The sequence below is a fragment of the Streptomyces sp. NPDC045998 genome (assembly GCF_056430285.1).
This window is the reverse complement of record NZ_JBWKLJ010000002.1, coordinates 403,060-421,417: the sequence shown is the minus strand read 5'-3', so window position 1 is coordinate 421,417 and position 18,358 is coordinate 403,060. Positions and strand designations below refer to the sequence as shown.

Genomic DNA, 18,358 nt, shown 5'->3' with positions numbered 1-18,358 from the left:
CATCACCGGAAGGGTGGCGGGGTACCGGCTGAGCCATGGTCTTGTCGGTGGAACCGCTGCCCGAGTCGACACTGCGCGACGTGATCGGCCTGCTCGTGCGGCTGATCGAGTCCGCCGGCGCTCTGATCATCTTCATCGGTGCGGTCTGGGCCTTCGTCCAGTTCGTGCGGGCCGGAGTCCGGGCACGGGGCCGGGTGGCCGGCTTCAACCGCATCCGCCTGAGTCTGGGCCGCTTCCTCGTACTCGGCCTGGAGTTCCAGCTCGCGGGAGACGTTCTGCGCACCGCGGTCGCGCCCAGTTTCACCGAAATCGGGCAGCTGGCGGCCATCGCGGCGATCCGGACCGCGCTGAACTACTTCCTCGGCCGGGAGATCGCCCAGGAGCGGGCAGAGCTCGAACAGCATGACGCACCGCACCAGCGGCACAGCGCCAAGGGCCTGCCGACGTGAAGCCCTGGCTGGAGGCCGCGGCCGTACTGATCACCGCGGCCGGGCTCGTCTCGGCCGTCTCCGCCTACCGCCTAACGCACACGCTCCGTCCGGCCCTATCCGTACTGCTCGACTTCCTGACCGCCGCCGGTCTCATCCGCCTCTCCGGCGACCTCTCCTGGGACGGCATCGTCCTCGCGGCCGCGGTGATCGCGTTGCGCAAACTCCTCGGCATCGGCTTGAGCATCGCCTCCCGCACCGCCACGTAGCGCCAGCGCCGCTTACCGGGCACTGAACTGCGCTTTTCTGGACCAGACGACGTGCGCGACGGCGCCGAGCCACCACCGATGAACGTGGCTCCCGCTCGCCGACCGTCCCTCCGGTAGTCCTCCAGCATCTCGCGGGGCCATGCGGGCCGGCCGACGGCGCCCCGCGGCAGGAACTCCTCGCTGTCGGACCGCGTAGCCGCCGCAGGTGACGACATCGCCGTACTCGGCGGCGCCCGCGTACGTGAGTAGCGCCGCGCTCCCGGATAAGACCGACGAGGCGCGCAACCGCCGGAAACCCGGCTCCCGTGGCGGCCGTCCGCCGGGTTTCGACGCGATCGACTGTCGCGAGCGGCACGCGGTCGAGTGCGGGACCAACCGCCTCAAGAGGAGCCGCGCCGTCGCCACGCGGTACGACCAGCTCGCGGTCCGCTTTGAGGCGACCATGCTGGTCACAGCCATCAACGAGTGGCTGTGACCAGCATTCATCCGAAACCGGCCAGGATGGCCGCAGGTGTATCAGGAAGTCATGGCGGCCCGGTCGGACTCGCTGCGCAGAACACAGAACTCGTTGCCTTCGGGATCGGCAAGCACCGCCCAGCCAGAGCCATCGGGATTCCGGAGATCAGCCACAAGGGTGGCGCCGAGGCCCAGCAGCCTGTCAACCTCCTGCTCACGCGATGCCTCCGGGCGCAAACACAGATGGATCCGGTTCTTGGTCGTCTTAGCCTCGGGCACCTGGTTGAAGTACAGCACTGGGCCCTCCGCCAGCAGCACCTGAACCTCCGGATCACCCGGTTTGTCCTCCGGATGCAGCGGACGGCCGGTCACCCTGCTCCAGAACCGGGCCAGCTCGTAGGCATCCACACAGTCAATCGCCACGTTCTGCACTACCGAGACCATGCGCGCGAGCCTCCCTGATTTCCACTCCAGACGCCACCGAGTTGCGCTCGCTCATGGCGCACAGATACCGACGTTCGTACTGGTCCACGGAGCCTTCGCGAGGTCTTGACCTCGATGCCGGGAGTCGGAGTCAGGACCGGAGCCAGGATCCTGATCGAGGTCGGTGACGGCAGCACTTTCCCGATCGCCGGCCATCTCGCCGCCTATGCGGGTCTCGCTCCGGCGACCCGGAGCTCGAGCTCATCGATCCGCGGCGAACAGCCTTCCCGGAGAGGGAACAGACAGCTCGCACGCGCCTTCTCCCTCTCCGCGTTCGCCGCTCTGGGTGACCCGACGTCCCGGGCCTACTACGACAAGAAAATCGCCCAGGGCAAGCACCACACCCAGGCCCTGCTCTGCCTCGCCCGACGCCGGGCCGACGTCCTTTTCGCGATGCTCCGCGACGAGACGTTCCACGAACCGCAGCCAATGGCCGCGGTCACCTGACCTGCGGGTCTGCGAGGAGAACGACTCGATCGGCCTCAACGTCGAAGCCGAGCACCGGATGGCCGTAGTCGCCCTCCGCGTCCATCAGCACCGGCTTGCCCAGCCGCCGCCCGATCTTCCGAAGGAAGCCGCAGAACACATCAAGCCGGTCCTGGCCCTGCAACTCCCGCAGGTCGATGTCGAAGTCGATTTCGTCGTCTGCATGAAACCGGAAGATGGCCAACACATCGGCAGTCGGCCAGACCCGCAAATCAGGGCACTCGGCATCCGCCGGGCGGGACAGCACGTCCTCCGCCCGGGGCACCGGAAGCACCGCCTCGCCTTCGGAGTACCGGTACCTCCAGCCCCTCTCCGAGACAAGATCGAGGACGGCCTGCCAGTCCTCCACCGAGGCGTTCGGGACACGCACGTCCGGCAGCGACCCCATCAAGTCTGGGTCGAAGAAACAGCTCACGTCATCCCACAGCAGATCGGCCACGGCGCCATGCTGCCCGGCTCCCTGGCCCAACGCACCCCCGTTTCCCTTGACCAAGGCATAGGGGCACCCCCCGAGAACGGCAACGGTGGCGCCGCCCGCGCACCGAGGCGGCCGCACTCTCAGTTCCGGAGGATGCCCCGAATCAGCGCTCGGCGGTGTCCCTCCAGTAGTCCCTCAGCATCTCGCTGGGCCATGCGGGCTGGCTGAGGGTGCCGCGCGGCAGGAACTCCTCGAAGACCGCCACCAGGTCCACCACCAGGGTGCCGTCGTCGGCGTCGAGGTCGGTGACGTGCAGGTCCCGCCCATCGACACGGAGCAGCCGGGGAAACGAAGTCGCGAGCCGGGCCGGGCCGGGCGCCGGTGGTTGTGGTGCACGAAGGTGCCCGTGGCCGGCCACGCCGGGTTGTCGCGCGGGCTGCGCGCGTGGAGGGCGACATCGTCGGGATAGCCGAAGTTGAAGAACCACGTGACCTGGAGGTGAGAGAACTCGCCGATCCCCTGCAGCGTCTGCTCCGGGTACTCCGGTCGCAGCCGAATGATCGACTCCAATCTCGCCGAGACAAGAACTCCGTCATCTCACGGACAGCGCTGACGCGGGCATCGAGCGCGGCGAGGAAGTCGGCCACGGACTCGCCGGGGACGCCGGGGGTGAAGTACGCCGACCACTGGGCGGGTGGGCTGCTCGTGTCCGCGCGGGCGGAGATCTGCCGGGCGATCGGCAGATCCCCCCAGGTGGAACGGCTCATCCGCCAGGCTTCACTGGGCCCACCGGAGGGAATCGGGGCTCGGACAACGGGACGTCCTTTTCGGAAGACGACACCTGGAGCGTCAGGGGCGGGGAAGCGGCGGGTTGTTCGAACAGCCCTGCTGTGAGGTACGCCGGTTACTGCTGCGCGCGTGTCAGCTGAGGCCCATGCGGACGTCTCGGTAGACGTACGTGCCGGAGACCCAGCCCTTCACGCCGGTCGTTCTATCCGTGATGTAGAGCCAGTTACCGCTCTTCTTGTACACGGTGAACTTGTGGCTGCGGTAGAGCACCCCGACTGCGGTGGACTTTGTGGTGGCCTTGGACCGGATGGCGACGGCCTTGGTGTGCACCTCGTACGGCAGCGGCGGGAGAGACGAGCAGCTGCTCGTCGGCCAGGGCTGTGCGCCGATCCCGCCGGGGGCGCCCGCCGTGCAGCGGCCCGGCGGCGTTCGCTCGTGCGGGTGATGCGCGGGTCATGCGGAACCAGCCGGAATGGCGACCACGTCGGTCACAGAGACGACGGTGCGGCGCCAGGGGCCGGTGAGGGCGTCCCAGAGAGAAGGGAACCGCATGTCGCGGCGGCAGCGGGGTACGGAGTCCTTGTTCTTCGGGCGGGCGGAGGAGTTGGACCAGTTGCGCGGGCGGTGGGTCGCCGCGCTGCGCAGCGAGCCGCAGCTGGCGCTTGTCACGGGCCCCGCCGGCATCGGCAAGAGTGCGCTCGTACGACGCTTCCTCGCAGGGTTGGAGCCCGCCTGCCGGGTGCTGCGGGCCGGTGGCGAGGAGAGCGAGGCGGATCTACCGTACGGCGTGATGGCTCAGCTGTCGGCGCACGGGCGGGAGGCCGCCCCCGACTCACCGTTACGGGACCTCGGCCGCTGCGCGACTCCCGGCGCCGCCGTGCCCGACCCGGTCCTGGTGGGCGCCGCGTTGATCGACGCCCTCGGCGGGCTCCAGGAGGAGGCCCCGGTCCTGCTGGTGATCGACGACGCGCACTGGGCGGACACCCCCTCCCTGCACGCGCTCACCTTCGTGCTGCGCCGACTGAGCGTCGACCCGGTGCTGACCGTGTTGGTGACCCGGGACGCCGCTCACCCGCGGCTGCCGCCCGGGCTGCGCCGCATGCTCGACGACGACACCACCCTGCGGCTGACGCTGGAGGGGCTGGGCATGCCGGAGCTGGCCGCGCTGAACGCGGCTCTGGGCCCGGCGCCACTGCCGCGCGCGGCACTCGCGCGGCTGATGCGTCACACGCACGGCAATCCCCTGCACACCAGGGCGTTGCTTCAGCAGTTCCCCGCCGACGTACTGGGCGCGGGCACCATGTCGCTGCCCGCACCCCGTGGTTACGAGCGGCTGATCGCCGAACGACTCGACGCCTGTGCTCCCGCCACGCGCCGGCTCATCGGCGCGGTCAGCGTCATCGGGGTCTCCGCCGCCCTGCACCTGGCAGCGCGGGTGGCCGGTGTGGCCGAGCCGCTGGAGGCGCTGACGGAGGCGATGGACCGGGAGCTGCTGGACGAGGGCCCCCTCGGAGCCACGCCGAAGGCCGTCTTCCCTCATCCGCTGCTGCGGGCCGGCGTCTACCACGGGCTGGAGCCGGCCGAGCGTTCCCGGCTGCACGCGCGGACGGCTGCGCTCACGGACGACCCGGGCACCGCCCTGCACCACCGGGTTCATGCCGCCGTGGGGCCGGACGCGGAACTGGCGAGCGAGCTCGACGCCTTCGCCCTGCGGCAGTCCCGCGAGGGAGCCTGGTCGGCCGCGGCCTCCGCGTCGATGGCGGCCGCCCGCCTGTCCACCGATCGCGAGGAGCACGGCCGGCGCATGCTGCGGGCGGTGGAGTGGCTGCTGCTCGCGGGTGACGTCAGTCAGGCCGGCGAACTCGTCCCGGCGCTGCTGGAGATGACTCCGTCGGCCGAACAGCACTACGTACTGGGGCATTTCGCGCTGACCGCCGGCCGGCTGGACGAGGCCCGCCGCGAGCTCAGCGCCTGCTGGGACAGCGTCGGCCCGGCGACCGACACCGAGACGGTGCGCTGTGCGGCGGAGCAGATGGCGTGGCTGAGCCTCATCCAGGGCGACGCCGCCGGCATCGTCGGCTGGGCTCGGCGCGGACTGGACCTGCCGCCCGCCGAACGGTCGTCCTTCCTGCGCGACTCCCTGGCGATCGGACTGGCGCTCTCGGGCGACCACGAGGGGGGCATGGCATCCCTGGCGCACCTGCCGGACGCGGGACCCCGCCGGAGCCCCGAGCATCTGGACGGGCTGCTCGCGCGCGGCATGCTGCGTCTGTGGCAGGGCAAGCTGGGGCAGGCCCGGCGTGACCTCGAGGACGCCTTCGCGTCCCACAGGCGGGGAGGGCTGCCTTACGCGGCTCTCGTGTCGCTGGGTTTCCTCACGGACGCGGAGTACCGCGCGGGGCTGTGGGACGAGGCGATCGTGCACGGTACGCAGGCCGTGTCGCTGGCGGAGGACACCGATCAGGTGTCGATCCTCGCCGTGGTGCACGCCTGTGCGGCCTTTCCGCTGGCCGGCCGGGGCGACTTCGAGGCCGCCATGGCGCACGCCGTGGCCGCCGCCGGACACGCGCGCGTGCTCGGCGACGTCAACGACACGGCGTTCGCGTCCACCGCGCTGGCCCTGGTGCACGCCGCCCGAGGCGAGTACGACGGCGTGGTCACGGCGCTCAGCCCGCTGCTGTCCAAGGAGATCCTCCACCGTTGCGGCCTCGACGAGGACGGCGTCGTGCAGTGGCGCCCGCTGCTGGTGGAGGCGCTGGCCCGCTGCGGCCGGCCCGACGAGGCGGAGGACGTCCTCGCGCCGTACGAGCTCCGCGCCGTCGAGCGCGACCGGTGGCTGGACGGGGTGGCGGCGGCACGGTGCCGGGGCATCGTGGAGAGTGCCCGTGGCGACACCCGGGCTGCCGAGCACGCCTTCGGTACCGGCCTGTCCCTCAGCGCCGAGGGGGAACCGTGCTGGGAGGCAGCGCTGTTGCGCCTCGCCCACGGGTCGTTCCTGCGCCGCGCGGGCCGGCGCACCGACGCGGCCGCTCACCTGGAGGCCGCCCGGCGCGTGTTCCACCGGCTGCGGGCGGCGCCCTATCTGCGGCGTTGCGACACGGAGCTGGCCGCCTGCGGTCTCGCCTCCGGCCGTCCCGCGGAAGTCCGGCATCCCGTGCTGACGCCGCAAGAGCTGGCCGTGGCGTCCCTGGCGATCCGGGGCAGGACGAACCGTCAGATCGCCACGGAACTGGTCCTGAGCGTCAAGACCATCGAGTACCACCTGCGCAACGTCTACGCGAAGCTCGGCATCACCTCCCGGGCGGAGCTGGCGGGCAGGCTCACGCCGGAGAGTTGAGAGCGGGCTGCGTGGGTTGCTTCGAGCCGACCCTGGGGTGACCCTAGGCCACCTGTCGAGGCGCCGACCCGCCCAACGTCCCTACGGTTTCGGACAGGGCGTCGCCCGGGACCACCCGGCGAACCCGACGGGAGGCAAGCAGTGATCACCCACGTCCGCCGTACGAAGGCGCGCCCGCCGCGCACACGGCCGGGCCGGACTCGCACCGGCATACGCGCCGCGCTCATCGTCGTGGTGCTGGCTACCGCTCCGACAGCCTGTTCCGGCGCCGAGGAGACCCCGGGGCCCAGCCCGACGAGCCCATCCACCGAGCCGACTCCGACATGGACCCCTACTCCGACTCCGACGCCCACTCCGACACAGCCCCCTACACCCACTCCGAGCCTGACGCCCACCTCGAGTCCGGCGCCCACTCCGCCTACGCCTGGACGTTCGGCGGAGGAGGCCGCTGTCATTCCCGAAGCGCTCGTGGGCGCCTGGGAGAGCGACGCCGAGGGGGACGACGCCACCTTGGCGTACCGATTCCTGTCGGACGGCACCTACCGGTTCATGGGGCTGCTTTCGTATCCCGGCCCCTCGGGCTTCGTCGAGTTCAGCCACCTCGCGGACGGCACCGTGAGCGTCGACGGGGATGTGCTGCTTCTGCAACCGTCGCGTGTGCTGCGGACACGGCAGGATCCGTCGAACCCGGCGGGCAACTACACCGATCAACCCGGCGAGCTCACCCCCGAGACCCGCGTCTGGACGGTGAACGGAGACACCCTCACGCTGACCGACGACACCGGGCAACAGGTGACCTTCGAACGGCAGGCGCCATGAGCCGGGACGTCAAGCGGTTCGGCGTCCGTCTCAAGGTGCAGCTCACGCTGATCGGCATCGTGGCCCTGGCGGCGGTCGCGGCCACGTGGCTGTACGCCCAGGCTTCGGGCGCCTACCAGAGCGCGGTGCGGCAGGACGTCAAGCGGCAGGCCGCCGTACTGGAGGACATCCGGTACGTGTACGGGGACGAGGCGCAGCTCGCCTTCCGGGAGGCGGTGGCACAGGCACGCGCGGACGGTCTGGAGGGAGCGAAGGACGAAGGGCGCGTCGCGGCGTCCGAACACGCCCTGGCCGCACAGACCGCGTTCGGCCTGCGCCAGGCGGCGGAACCGGGCAGCATCCTCGACGTCGCCGGCTACCGCCACGAGCGTCTCGGCTACAACCTGCCCCGCCGCCTCGCCGATGTGCAGCGGCGCTCCCCCGGCGCATACGGCATCGACCCCGAGGCCACGCTCCGGGCGGGCGACCGTAAGGCGGCCTGGGGGCTGGCGTGCCTCGGTGCAGCGGCCGCCGCCGTCCTGGTGGCGGTGGTCACAGCTCAAGTGGTACGCCCACGGCGACTGCGCCCCACACCGGCACTGGGGGCTCCGCGAGTGCTCAGGGGGGTCGAGGTCATCCCGCAGCCGGCGGTGACCGACCGGGACCGGCGTGCCTCACGGCTCCACCTGTTCGTCTTCGCGCTCCTGCTCCTGCTACCCCTGGGCCAGATGCTCGCGACGGCCGGTGGACAGCGGGCCCAGGCCGAGGCGGCGCGCAAGGCCGTCCGGTTGAACACGTCCATCACTGCCCATGCCGAGCGCTCCGCGTTCATCGCGGAGGGCCTGCAAGTCGCCGAGATCGCCTCGCTCCAGGCGACTGCGCGTGCATTCGCCTCCCTGGAGACCGGCGTCTCACCCGAGGAAGCTCGGCACGAGGGGGTGGTGGCCGCAGCCGAGGAACGGATCGCCCGGCAGGTCCGGAAGATCGTCGACCACATGGGACGACCGCCCACCACGGGCGACGGCGTCGACCCGGCAGCGGTGGCGGCGCTGAACAAGCCTCCGGAGCGGCTGTCGGACGCCGCGGCCGAGCAGGCGCGACAGGTAGATCTGGCTAAACACGCTGGTCGCCGGGCACAGTTGCTCGCGGCCGCCACTGCCGTCGCTGTGATCGCCGAGGCGCTCGCCGCCGCCACCGCCAAGGCCGCCATGCGTCCCGTGTGGTGGCTGGGTCTCGGCCTCTCGACGGGCGGAACGCTGCTCCTGGTGGGGCTGGCCCTGGCCTGACCCGGCTGCCGCGACCGGATACCACCTGTTCCGGTGCCGGAATACCCTGCGGGGAACAGGCGGTCCTCATGCGACCCGGCAGCACTTCGCACGGAAATGGTGAGATCGCTGCCCGGGATCGGGTTCAGCGGCAGCGTCCGGCGATGCTCCAGTGGACTCGACGGATGCCGGGCGGACGCCGTGGATGACGCGCCAGTCCTTGCGGGAGTCCACGACCCAAAACGATCAAGGGGCCGTTTCAGATTTCTCTGAAACGGCCCCTGACCTGCGACTCTTTCGAGTCGGGACGACAGGATTTGAACCTGCGACCCCTTGACCCCCAGTCAAGTGCGCTACCAAGCTGCGCCACGTCCCGATGCGCGTGTCCCCCGGCTGGTCGCCGTGGTGAGCGCGCAGGAAAAGATTACCTCACTCTCGGCGTGGGTTCGTCTCCCGGGCCTCGCGTGCGCGGGTCGCGAGGGTGTCGGCGCCGCAGGTGGTGGCCAGGGTGGCGGCGCGGGTCAGTTCCGCCGGGGAGCCGGCGGCGAGCCCGAGGTCGTACCGGGCCAGGGCGTGTTCGTACGTGGAGGGGGAGGTCTCCAGGTGCCGGACCGCCCGGTTCAGGAGGTGGACGGCCTCGTCGGGGCGGGCGAACAGGGCCGCGCAGCGCAGGGCTTCCCCGAGGGCGGTGGCCGTGCCGAAGCGTTCGGCGTGGGCGCGGGCCTGTTCGGCGTAGCGGGCCGCGCGGGGCCGGTCGGCCGGGGCGAGGGCGCGGGCCAGATCGCAGGCCCAGGGGGCCCAGACGGGGTTGAGGCGGCCGCGCCGCTCCAAGGCGCGGCCGGCCGACTCCAGTTCCGTGACGGCCTCCTGCGTGCGGCCTTCGGCGAGCAGGAGCCGGCCGTGGACGCAGGGGCCGTCGGGCACGACCATCGCGTGCGGCCAGGGCGGTCCGAAGCGGTAGTGGTCCGCGACGGCGCGGGCCTCCGCGGTCCGGCCCCGCGCCAGCAGCGTGTCGATGAGCAGGCAGACGGCGTCCCACTGGACCGGCAGCCCGGTGCCGAGGCGGTCGGCGAGGCGCAGCGCCTCGCGCAGGAAGCTCTCGGCCTCCGCGAGCGCGCCGCGGCGGCGGTGGGCCAGGCCGAGGAGGGTGTGGGCGAAGGCGAGGTGGGCGCCGCTCCAGCCGGAGATCTCGAAGGCGCGCACCGCCTCCTCGAACAGGGCGCGGGCGTGGTCGGGCCGGTCGGTGAAGGCGTACGCGACGCCGACCATGGCCGGTGTCTCGCAGCCCCACTCGGTGTCGGTCCAGCCCAGGCCGCGCGCCGGGCGGCCGTCGGGGAGGGCGCGCGCGCACAGGTCGAGGACGTGGTCGGCGTTCTCGCCGCGGAGCATCGCGTCGAAGGCGCGCAGCGACAGCAGGGCGCGTTCGGTGTTGTCGGCTCCGGGGAGGCGGCCGGCGAGGTCCGCGAGGCGGCGGGAGCGGCCGGGCCCGTCCTCCTCGGCGGCCTGGAACCCCTCGTACATGAACCGGGCCGCCTCCAGCCGCGTCCGGGCCGGGCCCGGCGGCGTCCGCGCGGCCTCCGCGGCGACGGCGCGGGCCGCCTCGCGCGGCTCGTCGGTGTGGGCGAGGGCTTGCGCGAGGCGGCAGGTGGCGTCGGTGCGCCGGGGCCCGGTGAGGCCCGGCAGGGCGAGGGCGGAGCGCAGGTAGCGCACGGCGGCGGACGGCGAGGTGAACAGGGCGGCGCAGCCCAGTTCGTACAGGACCTGCGCGTACGCCTCCGGGGGCGGCGGCTCCTGGAGGGCGCGTTCCAGGCAGCGGCGGGCCGCCGCGGGGGCGCCGAGGGCGAGGTACTCGCGGGCGGCCTCGCGCAGCTGGGCGACGACCTCCTCGTCGTCGTCCGGGTGGATCTCGAGCAGGTGGCGGGAGGCGGCCGCGGCGCCGAGGCCCGCGCGTGTGAGGGCCCAGGCCGCCCGGCCGTGCATGGCGGTGCGGAGGGCGGGCGGGATGGAGCGGTATATGGCGGTGGCGATGAGCGGGTGGACGAACTCCAGGTGGTCGGAGCCGGTGACGATGCGGGCCTCGCGCAGCCGCCGCGTGCAGTTCTCCGCCTCGGCCGCGGTCATCCCGGCGAGGCTGGCGGCGAGGGACTGCGAGATGTCGGTGCCGAGCACGGCGGCCGCCCAGGCGAAGCGCGTCGGGCCGGTGCCGAGCCGTTCCAGCCGGGCCACGAGCCCGCTGCCGCGCGCGGAAGCGGCCAGGTCGCGCAGGAGGGCCGCCGACGCCTCGACCGGGGTCAGCATGCGGTCCTGGGCCTTGGCGAGGAGCTCCACCGTCTCGTACGGGTTGCCCCCGGTCAGCGTCCACACCTCCCGGCAGAACGCCTCGTCCGTCTCGTCGCCGAGGACGGCCCGGACCATCCCGGCGGTGGCGTCCGCCGTGAGGGCACGCAGGGTGACGCGGAGCCTGGCCGCCTCGCCGAGCCGATCGAGCAGGGCGGTGGCCGGGTCCGCCCCGGCTCTGGGGCGGTGGGCGAGGACGACGAGCACCGGCAGGGCGGGCAGGCCGACGGCGAAGGACGCGAGCCAGCCCAGCGATTCGGCGTCCGCCCAGTGCGCGTCGTCGATGATCAGGACGAGCGGGCGGTGGTGCTGGTGGCGGTGGCGTTCGGCGAGCCGCGCGACGAGCCGGTCCAGCCCGTCCCGTACGCCCTGCGGGTCGGCGAGCGGGGCGCTCGGGACGGTGACGCCGAGGGCGGGGGCGGTGATGTCGTACCGGTCGGCGAACAGCCGCCGCAGCTCGTCGCCGTCGTACGCGGCGAGGGCGGGTTGCAGCAGTTGCCGCACCACGTGGAAGGGGACGGACGTGACGGTCTCGCCGCCGCGCGCGGCGTGGACGGTGCAGCGGTCGGCGGCCATCCGGCGTACGGCGTCGAGTAACGCCGTCTTGCCGATGCCGGATTCACCCCGGTAGACCAGCAGCCCGCCGGAGGCGCCGGCGCCGCACAGCGTGTCCACGGCGCGGGCCGCCGCGGCGAGCTCCGGTTCGCGCTCCAAGAGCGGTACGGACAGCCGGTGTTCCGACCGGGACGGCAGCATCGCCTTCCCTCCCCCACGAAGTGCCCGGGCATGTGTGCGTCTCCGGACCCGAGGGTAGCCGCGCCCCGGCGGCGGAGGACATGGTTGGGAACGCTCCCGCCGGAAGGGTGACAATCGAGGCGTGAACACGACGCGAAGGGACCGCGACCCCGAGGGCCGCGCACGCAACGCACGCCCCCGCGATGGGCTGGGGCGCCCGCTGCCGTACGGCGCGCCGGGTGTGGAGCGCCAGCCGGAGGGGGTGGTGCGTACGCCCGGGGAAACCCTCCGCGAGGCCCAGCGGTTGCTGGACGCTGGGCTGCCGTTCCACGCGCACGAGGTCCTGGAGGACGCGTGGAAGGCGTGCGCCGGGGAGCGGGAGGAGGAACGCGAGCTGTGGCGGGGCCTGGCGCAGCTGGCGGTGGGCCTCACGCACGCGGCGCGCGGGAACAGAGCGGGCGGGGCGCGGTTGCTGCGGCGCGGCGCGGAGCGGATCCGCGCCTTCCCGCCCGTGTACGGGATCGATGTCGGGGGGCTGGTGGGGTGGGCCCGGGGGCTGGCGGGCCGGCTGGAGGGCGCGGCCGAACTGGCGGCCGACCCGGCGATCGACCCGGCGATCGATCCGGCGATCGATCCGGCGGCGGAGGCGCCGCGGCTGCGCCGGTAGGCGGGCTTGCGCGCCGACGGCCCCGGGGCCGTCTACGCCCGCGGCGGCGCGAGGCCCAGCGCCGGGAGCAGGACCGCCTCCAGGAGCGCCGGGAGGGCGTCCTCGCCGGTGAAGCGGTCGTCGAAGAGGCGTTCCACGCGCAGGACGCCGAGGAAGCAGGGGGCGACGAACGCGATGGCCGGGTTGGCGGGGTCGAGTTCGCCGCGGGCGATGCCGCGCTGGAGCATCGCGTCGAGCGCGGCGACCTCGGGGTCGATGACCGTCTCGCGCAGTGAGCGGCGCAGGTCGGAGTGGAGCAGGTAGGCCTGGCCGACGGCCTCGATCAGTTCGGTGTCGCGGCCGCGGCGGGTCGCGGCGGCCTCGGCGGCGGCGCGCAGGTCGCCCGCGAGGGAGCCGGTGTCGATGTCGGTGAAGAGCGAGCGGCGGCTCTTGGCGAGCGCGGCGGTGACGAGCTGCCGCTTGGTCTTCCACTGCCGGTAGAGGGTGGCCTTGCCGCACTTGGTACGGGCGGCGACGCCCTCCATCGTGACGGCGTCGTAGCCGCCCTCCCGCAGCAGGTCCAGGACGGCCGCGTACAGCTCCTGCTCACGCTCGGGAGTGATCTTGCTGCGGCGCGCGGCGGTGGTGGCGGCCTGCGTGGACATCGGGTTCTCCCCCGCTGACGGATGCCTCGGTGCGCCTTTGAGGTTACCCCATCGAGACGGGCGCGTATCGAGACGTTTGCGTATCGATGAGACGGGGCCTAAGCTTTCCGTTTTGTTGCCTAAGCGAACCATCAGAGGGGCCGGACCATGGCTGCCGGGATACCACCGGAGACGACCGCCACCCCGCGGCCGCCCCTGGTACGGGAGCTGGCGCTGGTGACAGCGCTGTTCCTCGTCTACAAACTGGGCCGGCTGGCGGCCAACGGCCACGAGAGCCGCGCCTTCGGGAACGCCGCCCATGTCTGGGAGCTGGAGCGGGCCGTCCACCTGCCGGGTGAGGGGTGGGTGCAGCGGCTGCTGCTGCACGACGGGACGGTCGTCCACGCGGCGAACACGTACTACGCGGTTGTGCACTTCCCGGCGACCGTGGCCTTCCTCGGCTGGCTGTACTGGCGCCGGCCGGGGCACTACCTGTGGTCCCGGCGGGCGCTCGCGCTCCTGACCGGCGCCGCGCTCGCGCTCCACCTGCTGGTGCCGCTCGCGCCCCCGCGGATGCTCGCCGAGGCGGGCCTGGTGGACACGGCGCGCGTCTACGGCCCGTCGGTGTACGGGGCGACGCCCGAGACGGACACGATGGCGAACCAGTTCGCGGCGATGCCGTCGCTGCACGTCGGCTGGGCGCTGATGGTCGCGATCGGGATGATGGCCGCCACGCGGGGCCGGTGGCGGCCGCTGTGGCTGCTCCACCCGCTGCTGACGTTGCTGGTCGTGGTCGGCACCGCCAACCACTACTGGCTGGACGCCCTGGTGGCCGCCGTACTGCTGGGCGGCGTCCTGGCCGCCGTACGGGCGCCGGGGGCCGTGCGGCGCGAGCCGGTGCTCCTCGGGGTGGCGGCGCGATGAGGGCGACGCTGTTCGCGGTGGTGCTGTCGCTGGCCTCGGCCGCCGGATACGCGCTGGCCGCGGTCGTCCAGGCGCGGCTCGCCCCGGCGGGCGGCCTGCGGGCGCTGGCCGCACGCCCCCTGTGGTGGTGGGCGATCGGGCTCAACGCGGCGGGCGCGCTCACCCATGTCGCGGCGCTGCACTACGGGCCGCTGACCTTGGTCCAGCCGCTCGGCGCGCTGACCCTGGTGGCCGCGCTGCCGGTCGGGGCGTGCTTCGAGCGGCGGCGGGTGCGCGCGGCGGAGTGGCGCGGGGCGCTGTGGACCCTGGGCGGGCTGGTCGGCCTGGTCGCGGTGGTGGGCCCGGCAGCGCCGGGCGATGCGCTGTCCCTGCCGGAGGGGCTGGCGGTCGCCGCGGTGACGGCGCTGGCGATCGCCGCGCTCGTACGCCGGACCGGCCAGGGGTACGGGCTCGGGTTCGCCACCGCGTCGGGCGTCGCGTCCGGCGTGGCGTCCGCGCTGACGCAGACGGTGACCGCCTCGCTCGCGCGCGAGCTGCCCGGCGGGCCCCTGGCGGCCTGGCAGACGGCGCTGCTCGCCGTGCTGGTGGCGGTGTTCGCCACGGGTGGGCTGCTGCTGTCGCAGGCCGCGTACCGGGGCGGGCTCGCCGCGCCGCTCGCGGTGGTGAACCTGGCGAACCCGGCGGCGGCGGCCGTCATCGGCGTCGCGCTGCTCGGCGAGGGCTTCCGGGCGGGCCCGGTGGGGTGGCTGGTCGCCGCGGGGTCGGCGGCGCTGGCGGCGCGCGGTGTGCTGCTGCTGACGTCCGGTCAGCGCGTGGCCGCTCCGGTCACCGCCTGAGGAGCTCCGCGAGCACAGCCGCGTGGCTCTCGGCGGGCTCCTTGGAGGCGGTCAGCAGCGTGAGCGGCCCCTTCCGGGCGAGCTCGCGCAGCCGGTCGAGGGCCTCGGCCGCCTCCGGGGCGGCCAGCTCCGCCTCGTACCGCTCGCGGAACTCCTCGTACGTGCCCTCGCCGGTGTGGTACCAGCGCCGCAGCTCGGTCGAGGGGGTGACGGACTTGGGCCACTCGTCGACGTGGGCGTCCGCCTTGGCCAGACCGCGCGGCCACAGCCGGTCGACGAGGACCCGCGTCCCGTCGCCGGGCTCCGGCGGCTCGTAGACCCGGCGGAGTTTCGGGCGATGAGCGGCTTTTGTCATAGCTCCAGGCTAGGCGACCCGAGGGTCGAGGAGGCGGTGCGGCAGCTGGGGCGCCTCCGCCGGGCCGGGCCGGGCGATGGTGGACGTCGACCCGACGGGCAGGTTGCCGCCATGCCGCTGATCAGGCCGTCCGTGACCGTCAGACCGCATCGTCGTACGGGACTTTTTCGGCCCCGATCCGCTCCATCCGGTCAGCGCCCCATTTTCCCAAGGGAGCCAGGGCGGCATTGAGTGAGACGCCGTGCTCCGTCAGGGAGTACTCGACCTTTGGTGGCACCTGTCGGTACACCTCACGATGGACGAGCCCGTCCTCCTCCATTTCCCGCAGGTGCTGAATCAGCATCTTCTCGCTGACGCCCGGCAGACCGCGTCGGAGTTCGGCGAACCGGCGCGTCCCGTGATGGTGCAGTTCCCAGAGGATCAGCGACTTCCATTTACCCGTGACTACGTCCATTGCGGCGTCGATGCCGCAGAAGTAGGGACCACGTCGTACGCGCGTTGCCATCCGCCCCCCAAGACCTGCTTACCCGCAGGTGAGTACCCGACTTATAAGTCCGTACTGGTCAACTCTACGGGCAGTACCGAGGATTCAACCGAAGGACGAACCGGAGGGGTGGCTCACACCATGACAACCAACAACAGCGTCCACGTCAGCGTTCTCGGGCTGGGGGCGATGGGGCGCGCACTGGCAGGCGCCCTCGTGGAGGCCGGATACCCGACCACCGTCTGGAACCGCTCGCCGGGGAAGGCGGACGAGCTCGTCGCGCGGGGCGCCGAGGCCGCCGCCACGGCCCGCGACGCGGTGCGGGCCGGCCGACTCGTGATCGTGTGCCTGCTGGACGACGCGTCGGTCCGGGAGGTGCTCGATCCGCTCTCCGACGAGCTGGCCGGGCGAAGCCTGATCAACCTGACCACGACGTCACCGGCCCAGTCACGGGAGCTGGCCGCCTGGGCCGAACACGCCGCGGTCGCGTATCTCGACGGCGGCATCATGGCGGTACCCCGCATGATCGGCCGGCCCGAGGCCTCGATCCTGTACAGCGGAACGGCTGAGGTCTTCCACCAGTACAAGCCGCTGCTCGACCTGTGGGGAACCGCCACCTACTTCGGTGAGGACGCCGGCTTGGCGTCCCTGTACGACCTCGCCCTCCTCGCGGGCATGTACGTGATGTTCGCCGGATTCCTGCACGGCGCCGCCATGGTCGCGCCGGCCGGCGTGACGGCGGGTGAGTTCGCCGCCATGGCCGCGCCGTGGCTGACCGCCATGACCGGGGCTTTCGACGGGTTCGCCGCGGTGATCGACGGCGGGGACTACACCGTCGAGGGGCAGCAGAGCCTGGAGTTCTCCGACCTCGGTGACCTCGTGGCCGCCAGTTCCGCCCAGGGCATCGGCACCGAGGTGATCGCGATGGTCCAGCGGCTCATCCAACGCCAGATCGACGCGGGCCACGGAAAGGAGGGCTTCGCCCGCATCATCGAGAGCATCAAACAGCCTGGCTGAGCCTCGCGTGGGCGCGTGGGGCCACGGTTGCCTCGTAGGGCGGTCGTCCCCGCGTGCACGGCGCGGCCCTCGTGAAGCGGGCCGTTCCCGCTCCGTCAGGGCGCGGGCGCCGGACGGCCCTGCGGGCGAGAGCGCGGAGGGCGCTTCATGCGGCGCTGTCCTCCTGCGCGGACGGGACGACATGGACGACGCCGTCCGCGACGACCACCCGGTGGGTGCGGACCGGGCGGCGCGCGGGCAGGCAGGTCGGCCGGCCCGTACGGAGGTCGAACGCGGCGGCGTGGAGCGGGCACTCGACCAGGCAGCCCTCCAGCCAGCCGTCCGAGAGGGACGCGTCCTGATGGGTGCACGTGTCGTCGATGGCGTACAGCTCGCCGTCCTCGGTGTGGAACACCGCGATCGGCGGGCTGGTGCCGACGCGCACGGACTCGCCGACGGGGAGTTCTTCGAGGCGGCAGACGGGAATCACGGGTCCCCCTCCGTGGTCCGGGAATCCAGGACCCCTGGGTAGCATGACGTTTCGCATAGCACACGAGAGAGCGCGATGCGCAACAGAATCCGGTCGGGTCGCCCGCCGCGTCAAGGGCTTCCCGAAGATGCGGCCCGAACCGGCTGCCAGAGGGTGGGAGTTGAGCTGTGACCCGTGACCAGTCAGTGGCCGAACAGCTCCCCGACGACACCCGCGAAGACGCGCACGACGACGTGCGCGAGGACGCGCGCGAGCGGGCCTCCAAGGGCGCGGCCGGCTCGATCCAGTCGGTGGACCGCGCGGTGAGCGTGCTGGAGATCCTCGCGCGCCTCGGCGAGGCCGGTGTCACCGACATCGCCGACGAGCTGGACGTGCACAAGTCGACGGCGTTCCGGCTGCTCGGCGTGCTCGAGAACCGCGGCCTGGTCGCGCAGGCGCAGGACCGCGGCAAGTACTTCCTGGGGGCCGGCGTCCTGCGCCTGGCGGGGGCGGCGGCCGTCCGGCTGGACATCTCGCAGGAGGGCGCACCGGTCTGCCGGGAGCTCGCCGACGAACTGGGCGAGACGGTCAACATCGCGGTGCTGGACGACGACGCGGCGGTCAACATCATGCAGGCGCGCGGCCCCGCGTCCGTCACGGCCCAGAACTGGCTGGGCAGACGGACCCCGTTGCACGCCACCTCCAGCGGCAAGGTGCTCCTCGCCCACCTGCCGGCGACGCTGCGCGAGGGGCTGCTGGCACGGGCGCTGCCGCGGTTCACGGAGTACACGGTGACCAGCGCCGGGATGCTGCGCGCCGAGCTGGAGGCGGTGCGCCGACAGGGGTTCGCCCTCGTCACGGAGGAGCTGGAGCTCGGGCTGAACGCGGTGGCCGCGCCGGTACGGGCGCACGACGGCAAGGTCGTCGGCGCGCTGAGCGTGTCCGGGCCCGCCTACCGGCTGGAGCGGGACCGGCTGCCGGAGCTGGCGCGGCGCACGGTGTCGGCGGCCGACGAGCTCTCCCGGCGCATGGGGTACGGCTTCTGAGCCAAGGAACACGCCCGGGAACGGCGCTCCGTTCCTCCGCGGGGCCGGGGGAACCCGGCCCCGCGTCGTCGTGCGTCCGGGCGCTTCACGGCGCCCGATGCTTTTGCGCGCCGTTCGTCCCGGCCTCTTGACGGTCCGTCGGCGCCGTTCCCAGTAT

Annotated in this window: 19 protein-coding genes, 1 tRNA gene and 3 pseudogenes; 12 read left to right on the top strand and 11 right to left on the bottom strand. The window is 72.8% G+C overall.

Annotated features, from left to right (window positions below; genetic code table 11):
- Positions 1-35 precede the first annotated feature (35 nt).
- The 3 genes from AC07FJ_RS06875 (at position 36) to AC07FJ_RS06865 (ending at position 1,172) form a co-directional block, all read left to right on the top strand.
- Positions 36-449 (top strand): DUF1622 domain-containing protein, encoded by a 414-nt coding sequence (locus AC07FJ_RS06875; protein WP_479046067.1) that lies wholly within the window; start codon positions 36-38, stop codon positions 447-449.
- A complete protein-coding gene (locus AC07FJ_RS06870) occupies positions 446-697 on the top strand; it encodes a hypothetical protein (protein WP_479046065.1) in 252 nt (83 codons plus the stop codon). The genes AC07FJ_RS06875 and AC07FJ_RS06870 overlap by 4 nt, the downstream gene beginning before the upstream one ends.
- A gap of 205 nt (positions 698-902) precedes the next feature.
- Positions 903-1,172, top strand: a complete 270-nt coding sequence (locus AC07FJ_RS06865; protein ID WP_479046063.1) for a hypothetical protein — start codon at positions 903-905, stop codon at positions 1,170-1,172.
- Positions 1,173-1,213: 41 nt separating this feature from the next.
- Here AC07FJ_RS06865 and AC07FJ_RS06860 read toward each other — a convergent pair whose 3' ends face one another.
- Entirely contained in the window at positions 1,214-1,597 is a 384-nt protein-coding gene (locus AC07FJ_RS06860) for a VOC family protein (protein WP_479046061.1), read from the bottom strand.
- 93 nt (positions 1,598-1,690) lie between these two features.
- Between AC07FJ_RS06860 and AC07FJ_RS06855 the strand changes: the two are divergent.
- Positions 1,691-2,083, top strand: a pseudogene (locus AC07FJ_RS06855) (transposase); the annotation flags it as partial.
- Here AC07FJ_RS06855 and AC07FJ_RS06850 read toward each other — a convergent pair.
- From AC07FJ_RS06850 to AC07FJ_RS06835, 4 genes and pseudogenes are all read right to left on the bottom strand, one after another.
- The gene (locus AC07FJ_RS06850; protein WP_479046059.1) at positions 2,076-2,561 is read right to left on the bottom strand and encodes a hypothetical protein; all 486 of its coding nucleotides are present in this window, start codon (positions 2,559-2,561) and stop codon (positions 2,076-2,078) included. The pseudogene AC07FJ_RS06855 and the gene AC07FJ_RS06850 sit on opposite strands and share 8 nt — an antisense overlap.
- 142 nt (positions 2,562-2,703) lie before the next feature.
- A pseudogene (locus tag AC07FJ_RS06845) lies at positions 2,704-3,110 on the bottom strand (TrmO family methyltransferase domain-containing protein); the annotation flags it as partial.
- A gap of 44 nt (positions 3,111-3,154) precedes the next feature.
- Positions 3,155-3,314, bottom strand: a pseudogene (locus AC07FJ_RS06840) (SPDY domain-containing protein); the annotation flags it as partial.
- 147 nt (positions 3,315-3,461) lie between these two features.
- Positions 3,462-3,719 (bottom strand): SH3 domain-containing protein, encoded by a 258-nt coding sequence (locus AC07FJ_RS06835; RefSeq protein ID WP_479046928.1) that lies wholly within the window; start codon positions 3,717-3,719, stop codon positions 3,462-3,464.
- A gap of 160 nt (positions 3,720-3,879) precedes the next feature.
- On the opposite strand from AC07FJ_RS06835, the gene AC07FJ_RS06830 reads away from it, so the two are divergent.
- From AC07FJ_RS06830 to AC07FJ_RS06820, 3 genes are all read left to right on the top strand, one after another.
- Entirely contained in the window at positions 3,880-6,666 is a 2,787-nt protein-coding gene (locus tag AC07FJ_RS06830) for an ATP-binding protein (protein WP_479046057.1), read from the top strand.
- Positions 6,667-7,134: 468 nt separating this feature from the next.
- Positions 7,135-7,485 (top strand): hypothetical protein, encoded by a 351-nt coding sequence (locus tag AC07FJ_RS06825; protein ID WP_479046054.1) that lies wholly within the window; start codon positions 7,135-7,137, stop codon positions 7,483-7,485.
- Positions 7,482-8,750 (top strand): hypothetical protein, encoded by a 1,269-nt coding sequence (locus tag AC07FJ_RS06820; RefSeq protein WP_479046052.1) that lies wholly within the window; start codon positions 7,482-7,484, stop codon positions 8,748-8,750. Before AC07FJ_RS06825 ends, AC07FJ_RS06820 begins: the two co-directional genes overlap by 4 nt.
- A 281-nt stretch (positions 8,751-9,031) precedes the next feature.
- On the opposite strand, the gene AC07FJ_RS06815 is transcribed toward AC07FJ_RS06820, so the two are convergent.
- Both AC07FJ_RS06815 and AC07FJ_RS06810 read right to left on the bottom strand, forming a co-directional pair.
- Positions 9,032-9,105, bottom strand: a tRNA-Pro gene (locus tag AC07FJ_RS06815).
- Between the two features lie 53 nt (positions 9,106-9,158).
- Positions 9,159-11,822, bottom strand: coding sequence for an ATP-binding protein (locus AC07FJ_RS06810; protein ID WP_479046050.1), 2,664 nt, complete (start codon positions 11,820-11,822; stop codon positions 9,159-9,161).
- 121 nt (positions 11,823-11,943) lie between these two features.
- On the opposite strand from AC07FJ_RS06810, the gene AC07FJ_RS06805 reads away from it, so the two are divergent.
- The gene (locus AC07FJ_RS06805; RefSeq protein ID WP_479046048.1) at positions 11,944-12,468 is read left to right on the top strand and encodes a DUF309 domain-containing protein; all 525 of its coding nucleotides are present in this window, start codon (positions 11,944-11,946) and stop codon (positions 12,466-12,468) included.
- A gap of 32 nt (positions 12,469-12,500) precedes the next feature.
- Here the strand turns inward: AC07FJ_RS06805 and AC07FJ_RS06800 are convergent, their stop codons facing one another.
- Positions 12,501-13,112: a TetR/AcrR family transcriptional regulator gene (locus AC07FJ_RS06800; protein ID WP_479046046.1), complete on the bottom strand. Its 612-nt coding sequence runs from the start codon at positions 13,110-13,112 to the stop codon at positions 12,501-12,503.
- A 147-nt stretch (positions 13,113-13,259) separates the two neighbouring features.
- Between AC07FJ_RS06800 and AC07FJ_RS06795 the strand changes: the two genes are divergently transcribed.
- Positions 13,260-14,015, top strand: a complete 756-nt coding sequence (locus AC07FJ_RS06795; protein WP_479046044.1) for a phosphatase PAP2 family protein — start codon at positions 13,260-13,262, stop codon at positions 14,013-14,015.
- Positions 14,012-14,851 carry a DMT family protein gene (locus tag AC07FJ_RS06790; RefSeq protein WP_479046043.1) on the top strand — a complete coding sequence of 280 codons (840 nt, stop codon included), beginning with the start codon at positions 14,012-14,014 and terminating at the stop codon, positions 14,849-14,851. The genes AC07FJ_RS06795 and AC07FJ_RS06790 overlap by 4 nt, the downstream gene beginning before the upstream one ends.
- Here the strand turns inward: AC07FJ_RS06790 and AC07FJ_RS06785 are convergent.
- Both AC07FJ_RS06785 and AC07FJ_RS06780 read right to left on the bottom strand, forming a co-directional pair.
- Positions 14,841-15,206, bottom strand: coding sequence for a DUF488 domain-containing protein (locus tag AC07FJ_RS06785; RefSeq protein WP_479046041.1), 366 nt, complete (start codon positions 15,204-15,206; stop codon positions 14,841-14,843). The two genes, AC07FJ_RS06790 and AC07FJ_RS06785, sit on opposite strands and share 11 nt — an antisense overlap.
- A gap of 139 nt (positions 15,207-15,345) precedes the next feature.
- Positions 15,346-15,711: a winged helix-turn-helix transcriptional regulator gene (locus AC07FJ_RS06780; RefSeq protein ID WP_479046038.1), complete on the bottom strand. Its 366-nt coding sequence runs from the start codon at positions 15,709-15,711 to the stop codon at positions 15,346-15,348.
- Between the two features lie 120 nt (positions 15,712-15,831).
- On the opposite strand from AC07FJ_RS06780, the gene AC07FJ_RS06775 reads away from it, so the two are divergent.
- On the top strand, positions 15,832-16,707 hold the full coding sequence (locus AC07FJ_RS06775; RefSeq protein WP_479046037.1) for an NAD(P)-dependent oxidoreductase: 876 nt from the start codon (positions 15,832-15,834) through the stop codon (positions 16,705-16,707).
- Positions 16,708-16,852: 145 nt separating this feature from the next.
- Here the strand turns inward: AC07FJ_RS06775 and AC07FJ_RS06770 are convergent, their stop codons facing one another.
- Positions 16,853-17,176: a bifunctional 3-phenylpropionate/cinnamic acid dioxygenase ferredoxin subunit gene (locus AC07FJ_RS06770; RefSeq protein WP_361428435.1), complete on the bottom strand. Its 324-nt coding sequence runs from the start codon at positions 17,174-17,176 to the stop codon at positions 16,853-16,855.
- 233 nt (positions 17,177-17,409) lie between these two features.
- On the opposite strand from AC07FJ_RS06770, the gene AC07FJ_RS06765 reads away from it, so the two are divergent.
- A complete protein-coding gene (locus AC07FJ_RS06765; protein ID WP_479046925.1) occupies positions 17,410-18,201 on the top strand; it encodes an IclR family transcriptional regulator in 792 nt (263 codons plus the stop codon).
- Positions 18,202-18,358 lie beyond the last annotated feature (157 nt).